4 protein-coding genes are annotated in these 6,910 nt (G+C 64.9%); all 4 read left to right on the forward strand.

Going from position 1 to position 6,910, the window contains the following annotated elements:
- The coding region (gene dnaE / locus ACIRA7_RS13755; protein ID WP_396221418.1) for a DNA polymerase III subunit alpha at nucleotides 1–3,917 on the forward strand (3,917 nt) is incomplete at its 5' end.
- Nucleotides 3,918–3,947: 30 nt separating this feature from the next.
- Nucleotides 3,948–4,916, forward strand: coding sequence for an acetyl-CoA carboxylase carboxyltransferase subunit alpha (locus ACIRA7_RS13760; RefSeq protein WP_396221419.1), 969 nt, complete (start codon nucleotides 3,948–3,950; stop codon nucleotides 4,914–4,916).
- Nucleotides 4,917–4,926: 10 nt separating this feature from the next.
- Complete coding sequence (locus ACIRA7_RS13765) at nucleotides 4,927–6,168, forward strand: stage 0 sporulation family protein (RefSeq protein WP_396221420.1); 1,242 nt, start codon at nucleotides 4,927–4,929, stop codon at nucleotides 6,166–6,168.
- 7 nt (nucleotides 6,169–6,175) lie between these two features.
- Nucleotides 6,176–6,910, forward strand: a 735-nt coding sequence (locus ACIRA7_RS13770) for a methionine--tRNA ligase (RefSeq protein WP_396221421.1), incomplete at its 3' end; no start/stop codon positions are given.

The following is a 6,910-nucleotide window of genomic DNA, read 5'->3' on the forward strand; positions in this document are numbered from 1 at the left end:
AGACCGAGAACGAGTACCTCGTGCGGCTCTCCACCGACGGTGCGAAAGCGCGGTACGGCGATCCGCTGCCGGCGCACGTGCAGGAGCGGCTCGACTACGAGCTGGGGGTGATCACGAAGACCGGCTACGCCGGCTACTTCCTGATCACCGCCGACTTCATCAAGGCCGCGCGCGACCGCGGCATTCCGGTGGGCCCGGGCCGTGGTTCGGCGGCCGGCTCGCTGGTGGCGTATGCCACACGCATCACCGATGTGTGTCCGCTCGAGTTCGACCTGCTCTTCGAACGCTTTCTGAATCCCGAACGCGTCTCGATGCCCGACGTGGACGTCGACTTCTGCTTCGAGCGACGCGGCGAAGTGATCGAGTACGTGCGGCAGAAGTACGGGAAGGAGTCGGTGGGGCAGATCGTCACCTTCGGCACAATGAAGTCCCGCGCCGCCGTGAAGGACGTGGGGCGCACGCTCGGCTTCACGCCGGGCGAAACGGACGCGCTGGCCAAGCTGATCCCGAATGCACCGAACTTCTCGCTGACGGTGAAGGAAGCGATCGAGCAGGTGCCGGAGGTGAAGGCGTTCTACCAGAACGAGCCGCGCTATACGCAACTGCTGGATTTCGCGATTTCGCTGGAAGGGCTGTCGCGTCACACGGGCGTGCATGCCGCCGGTGTGGTGATCGCACCGGGCCCGCTCGATGAGTTCGTGCCGATTTGCACGCAGGCCTCGAAAGGTGCGGGCGGTGGCGGTGACGACGAGCGGGTGATCGTGACGCAGTACGACATGAACGCGCTGGAAAAGGCGGGCATGCTCAAGATGGACTTTCTCGGTCTCACCACGCTAACGGTGATCAGCGATACGCTAGCCAGCATCAAGCAGCGGACCGGAGCCATCGTCGTACTCGAAGAGCGCGGCTTCACCGACGAAAAGACCTATCAGCTGCTGCGCGCCGGTCGTACCGGTGGTGTGTTCCAGTTCGAATCACCGCTCGCCACCGACGTGCTGAAGCGCATGCGGTGCGACCGGTTCGACGACCTGGTGGCGTCGAACGCCCTGCTGCGTCCGGGTCCGCTCGATGCGGGCATGCACAACGTGTACATCAAGCGGAAGCGCGGCGACGAGCCCACGGTGTACGCGCTGCCCGAGTTGGAGCCGATTCTCTCGAACACGTATGGCGTAATCACCTATCAGGAACAGGTGATGCGTCTGGCGCAGGTGCTCGCCGGCATCTCGCTGGCCGAAGCCGACGTGTTGCGAAAGGCAGTGGGTAAGAAGGACGCGGAGCTGATCAAGAAGGAGCTCGGCAAGTTCGTGACGAAGGCGGTCGCGAAGGGCTACGATCCGAAGATCATCGACGAGCTCTCGGGGCAGATCGAGACGTTCGGGCGGTATGGCTTCAACAAGTGCCTGGTCGGCGACACTGAGATTTACGACGCGGCGACCGGTCGTCTCGTTCGCATTGCCGATGTGTACGAGAAGCGCGCGCTGTTGACCAGCGTTGCCACCTGTGACGTGGACACGCTGCGCCTCGGTCGCGGTCGTGTGTTGGATGTCATGGACAACGGCATCAAGCCGGTGTTCCGCCTGCGCACGGAGTCGGGTCGGGAGATCGTCGCCACGGGTAATCACCCATTCCTGTTGATCGACGGGTGGCGCAATCTCGATGCGATTTCCGTGGGCGAGCACATCGCCGTGCCACGTACGTTGCCGTCGGGTGCACGTACGGAGTGGGCGGCGCACGAGGTGATTGCGCTTGGCCACCTGCTCGCCGAGGGTAATCTCGGGCATCCCAGCGGCGTGTATTACTACAACCAGGATGAGTCGGCCGTCGTGGATTTCATCGCGGCGGCGGAGGCGTTCCCGAACGTCCGGTGCACGCGCACCACGCACAAGGACACGGCGTCGGTTTACACCGGGCGCGTAGACCGGAAGGCACCGAACGGCATTTTCGAATGGGCACGTGGCCTGGATCTGCTGGGCAAGACCGCAACGAACAAGGAGGTGCCGGCCAGCGCCTTCACGCTCTCAGATGAGCAGCTTGGCCTGTTGCTGGGACGCATGTGGGACGGTGACGGACACATCAACGCACGGGACGTATCGGCCTATTATGCCACGTCGTCGAAGCGGCTGGCGCAGCAGGTGCAGCATCTGCTGCTGCGGCTGGGAATCCTCGGTCGTGTCCGGTCGGTCACGTTCCCGTACCTGCGGGGCTCGCGCATCGGCTATCAGGTGTTCGTCACGGGCGTGGACAATCTCCGCGCCTTCGGTGAACGCGTCGGCGGTCACCTCGTGGCGCCGGCGAAGCGCGCTGCCATCGCGGCCATGCCTCTGGCGACCGAACCCGCACCATCGAAAGACCTGGTTCCGGTCGGTACCGTCCGCGCATTGACGCGAGCGGCCAAGGCCGAGCGGGGCGAACGGTGGGCAGACGTGGAGCGTGGGGCGGATGTGTCGTCCCGCGACTTGTATCCCGCCGGAACCAATCCGCAGAAGATCGGCTTCACGCGCGGGGTCGTGAACCGACTCGCGACGTATTTCGGCGATGCGGCATTGCAGCGACTCGGATCGAACGACGTCCTCTGGGATCGGGTGGTGTCGATCGAGCCGGCGGGCGAGCAGCGCACCTACGATCTCGAGATTGCGGACACGCACAACTTCGTGGCGAACGACGTCATCGTTCACAACAGCCACAGTGTCGCCTACTCCGTCGTCGCGTACCACACCGCCTTCCTGAAAGCGCACCACCCGGCCGAGTTCATGGCCGCGTTGCTGTCGTCGAACATCGGGAAGACCGAAGAAGTCATCAAGTACATCGCCGAAGCGCGCGAAATGCAGATCGAGGTGCTCGCGCCCGATGTGAACGAGTCGGGGTGGCGCTTCACGGTGGTGGGCGACAAGCGGGTGCGCTTCGGGCTGGGCGCAATCCGGAACGTGGGCCGTGGCGCGATCGACTCGCTGATCGCGGCACGGGAGGCGGGGCCGTTTACGTCGCTGTATGACCTCTGTTCCCGCGTCGACCTTCGCGTCTGTAACAAGCGGGTGTTCGAGGCGCTGATCGCCGCCGGCGCATGCGACGGTCTGGGTGGGCACCGGGCGCAGTTGATGGCGGCGCTCGACCATGCCATCAACGAGGCGTCGCTGCGCCAGGAAGAGGCAGCCAAGGGACAAGTGTCGCTGTTCGGCGACTTGCTGGGTGGCGACGCCGAGGACGCGCCGGGCGCCAGCGGCGGCGGGGCGCCTCCGCCGCTTCCGTCGGTGCCAGTGTGGAGCGAAAGCGAGCGGCTCACCCGCGAGAAGGAGCTGCTGGGGTTCTACATTTCCGGCCATCCGCTCGAGCCGTACCGAACAGAATGCGAACTGTTCACCAACAGCACCGTGGCGCAGCTGGGCAACTGGACGGGAGATGCGGTCACGATCGGTGTGGTGATCACAGCGATCAAGAAGCAGATTTCCAAACGGTCGGGGGCCGAGTTCGCCCGGTTGACAGTCGAGGATTTTTCGGGATCTTCCGAAGTGCTGGTCTTCCCGGAGGCGTGGGCGGTGATTGCCGAACGCGTCCGGCCCGATGTACCGCTCCTGCTCAAGGGCGGCTATTCGCGGAAGGACCAGGGCGTCGAGAATGCCACGTTCATCGTCGACTCGGTCACGCGCTTCGCGGAAGTGCGGGCCAACGGGGAACTGGCGGTCGCCATCGACCTGAGTCGGGAGCTGGATCTGGCCCCCGGCGTGATGGACGACGTGCGGGCGAGTGTCGAGGCGCATGAAGGCTCGGCTCCGCTCGAACTGCGGTGGGACGATGGTACGGGGCGCATCATTCGGTTCCGGTCCAGGTCCCTTACCGTGGCGGCGTCGCCCGCCATCTTATCTGATCTTCGCGCGCTGCTCGGCGCTGATCGTGTGCGCCTCGTGCGTGCCGGCAGCTAACGGGCGCGGCGTCCCTTTTCCAGGATTGTCATGGCTGCTGCCCCGGTTCTCGAGTTCGAGCGTCCTCTGGCGGAGCTCGAAAAACAGATCGAGGAGCTGAAGCGACTCGCGTCGGAGCGTTCACTGAACGTCGACCAGGAGTTGGAGCCGCTTCAACAGAAGCTCAGCGCGCTGCGCGTGGAGATCTACCGGAAACTGACGCCGCTGCAGCGCGTACAGGTGGCCCGGATTTCGCGCCGCCCGTTCACGTCGGATTACATCAAGCTGGCCTTCACCGATTTCGTGGAACTGCACGGCGATCGGCTGTTTCGCGAGGATGCGGCCATCCTCGCCGGATGGGCGCGGCTGGAAGGCGAAACGGTGATGCTGATCGGCCACGAGCGTGGCCGCGACACGAAGGAAAACCTGCACCGTAACTTCGGGATGCCGCACCCGGAGGGCTACCGGAAGGCGCTGCGACTCATGAAGCTCGCCGAGAAATTTCAGGTGCCGGTGCTCACGTTCATCGACACGCCGGGTGCATGGCCGGGGCTCGGTGCGGAGGAGCGCGGCCAGAGTGAAGCGATCGCTCGCAACCTGCTTGAGATGAGCAACCTGCAGGTGCCCATCATCGCCACCGTGATCGGCGAAGGCGGTTCAGGCGGTGCGCTGGCGCTTGGCGTGGCCGATCGCGTGCTGATGCTCGAGAACTCCGTGTACTCCACGATCTCGGTGGAAGGGTGCGCGGCCATTCTCTGGAAGGATGGCAAGAGCCCCGAGATGCGCGAGAAGGCGGCCACGGCGCTGCGCGTCACGGCCCCCGATTTGATCGAGCTCCGGGTGATCGACGAGATCGTCCGCGAGCCGGTTGGCGGCGCCCATGCGGATCATGCCACGACCGCCAACAATCTTCGCGACAGCCTCGTGCGAAACCTCGAAGAGCTCCGTCGCCTGAAGCCGGACAAACTCGTGCGCCGCCGACGGGAGAAGTTCCTGCGCATGGGGCAGTTCACCGAGTAGCTTTCACGCCGTGGCGCATCTGATCGAAGTCGCGTTCCGCGGCAACCGGAAAGAATTCTTCAGCTGGACCGGCGAGACGGCACCCCCACTCAGGGCAGGGGTGATCGTCGAGGCTGATCGAGGTGAAGATTTTGGGCGTGTGCACTCGACCGGCGAATTGGCCGAGGTCCGCTGCAACGGCTGCGCCCATGGCTGCGGCACGGCCCCGCCACCGCGGGCCGCCCTTCGCCTGGCCACGAAGGCCGACGAACAGCTCGACCGCGAGCTGACGGCCGAGAACGAGGACGCACGTCGCAAGTCGATGGAGCGTGTAAAAGCGAACCATCTCGTGATGAAGCTGACCGACGCCGAGTGGCAGTGGGACCGGCGCAAACTCACGCTGTTCTTCACCGCCGAACGCCGCGTGGACTTCCGCGGTCTCGTGCGCGATCTGGCCGCCATGTTCCGCACGCGAATCGAATTGAAGCAGATCGGCGTGCGCGACGAAGCGAAGCGCCTCTCGGGCGTGGGACGCTGCGGCCGCGAGTATTGCTCGGCGTCGTGGCTCCCCGACTTGCGTCCCGTGAACCTCGGGGTCGCGAAGGACCAGAAGCTCTCGCTCAACCCGCAGCAGATTTCCGGTGCCTGTGGGCGGCTGATGTGCTGCCTGCGCTACGAGCACGAGTTTTATGTGCTGAGCCGCCGCAAGTTCCCGAAGGAAGGGAAGATTCTGACCACGGCGTTGGGCGAAGAGAAGGTGATCGCCTGCGACATCTTCCACGAGCGCATCACGCTGCGCACGGCGGAGGGCGACAGTCGCGTCATTGCGCTGGCCGATCTCCGGGTCGAACTCGAAGGGCTCGACCAACCGATCGATCACGCGCACGACGACGTGCCGTCGCCCGCCGTGGAGTATCCCGCGGAGTATCCCGTCGACGCGGCGGTACACTCGATGCTCGACACCGTTGAGACCGAGATCGGTCCGTTGGCGGCCGCGATGATGGCGTTGCCACCAGCGCGTACGATCGAGCGAGCGCCGGAGCCCGAGCTCACCCGAGAGCGTGAGCCCAAGCAGGACGCGACGGATGCGGACGCCCCAGTGGCGGCCGAAGACGCGGCCGCCGACGCGACCCGTCGCAAGCGGCGGCGTGGCCGTCGTGGTGGTCGACGTCTCCGCGCCGCGGAACAGCGACGCCAGACGGAGCCGGACGGCTCGCCGATGCCCCCCGAGGGTGATGACGACGCCGACGATGGCGATGACAACGAGGAGTAAGCCGGACGTGCCGCGATTCTACCTGACCACCGCCATCGATTACGCGAATGGCGATCCGCACCTTGGCCATGCCTTGGAGAAGATCGGCGCTGATGTGATTGCGCGCTATCGTCGCCAGTGCGGCGATGACGTGCATCTGCTGATCGGCATGGACGAGCACGGCCAGAAGGTGCAGCAGACGGCCGCCAAGGATGGCGTGGCCCCGCAGGCCTTCACCAATGAAATTGCCGCGCGCTTTCAGGCGATCTGGTCCAAACTCGGCATTTCCTACGACCAGTTCATCCGCACCACCGAGCCGCACCACAAGGCTGGCGTGCAGGCCCTGATCCGGATGATCGCCGAACGGAATCCGGAGGATTTCTACGAACGCTCCTACACCGGCATGTATTGCGTCGGCTGTGAAGCCTTCAAGCAGGACGCCGATATCGTGGACGGAAAGTGCGTGCTGCATGCCACGCGCACGCTCGAGGAAGTCGAAGAGCGCAACTGGTTCTTCCGCCTCTCGAAGTATCAGGGATTCCTGCAGAACCTGTTGGCCACCAATCCGTCATTCATCGAGCCCGAGAGCCGTCGCAACGAGATTCTCGGATTGCTGGCGCAGGGGCTCGACGACATCTCGGCGTCGCGCGCCCGTCTCGACTGGGCCGTGCCCTTCCCGCTCGTGCTCTCCAACGGAGAGACACAGGGGACGTACGTGTGGTTCGACGCGCTCCCCAACTACCTCACAGCCACCGGCTTCCCG

It is taken from the genome of Gemmatimonas sp., assembly GCF_044376735.1.
Lineage (GTDB): Bacteria > Gemmatimonadota > Gemmatimonadetes > Gemmatimonadales > Gemmatimonadaceae > Gemmatimonas.

Excerpts from the sequence above, each read along its gene's own strand:
- ACIRA7_RS13760 (WP_396221419.1), top strand. The coding sequence starts at position 3,948 with ATGGCTGCTGCCCCGGTTCTCGAGTTCGAGCGTCCTCTGGCGGAGCTC.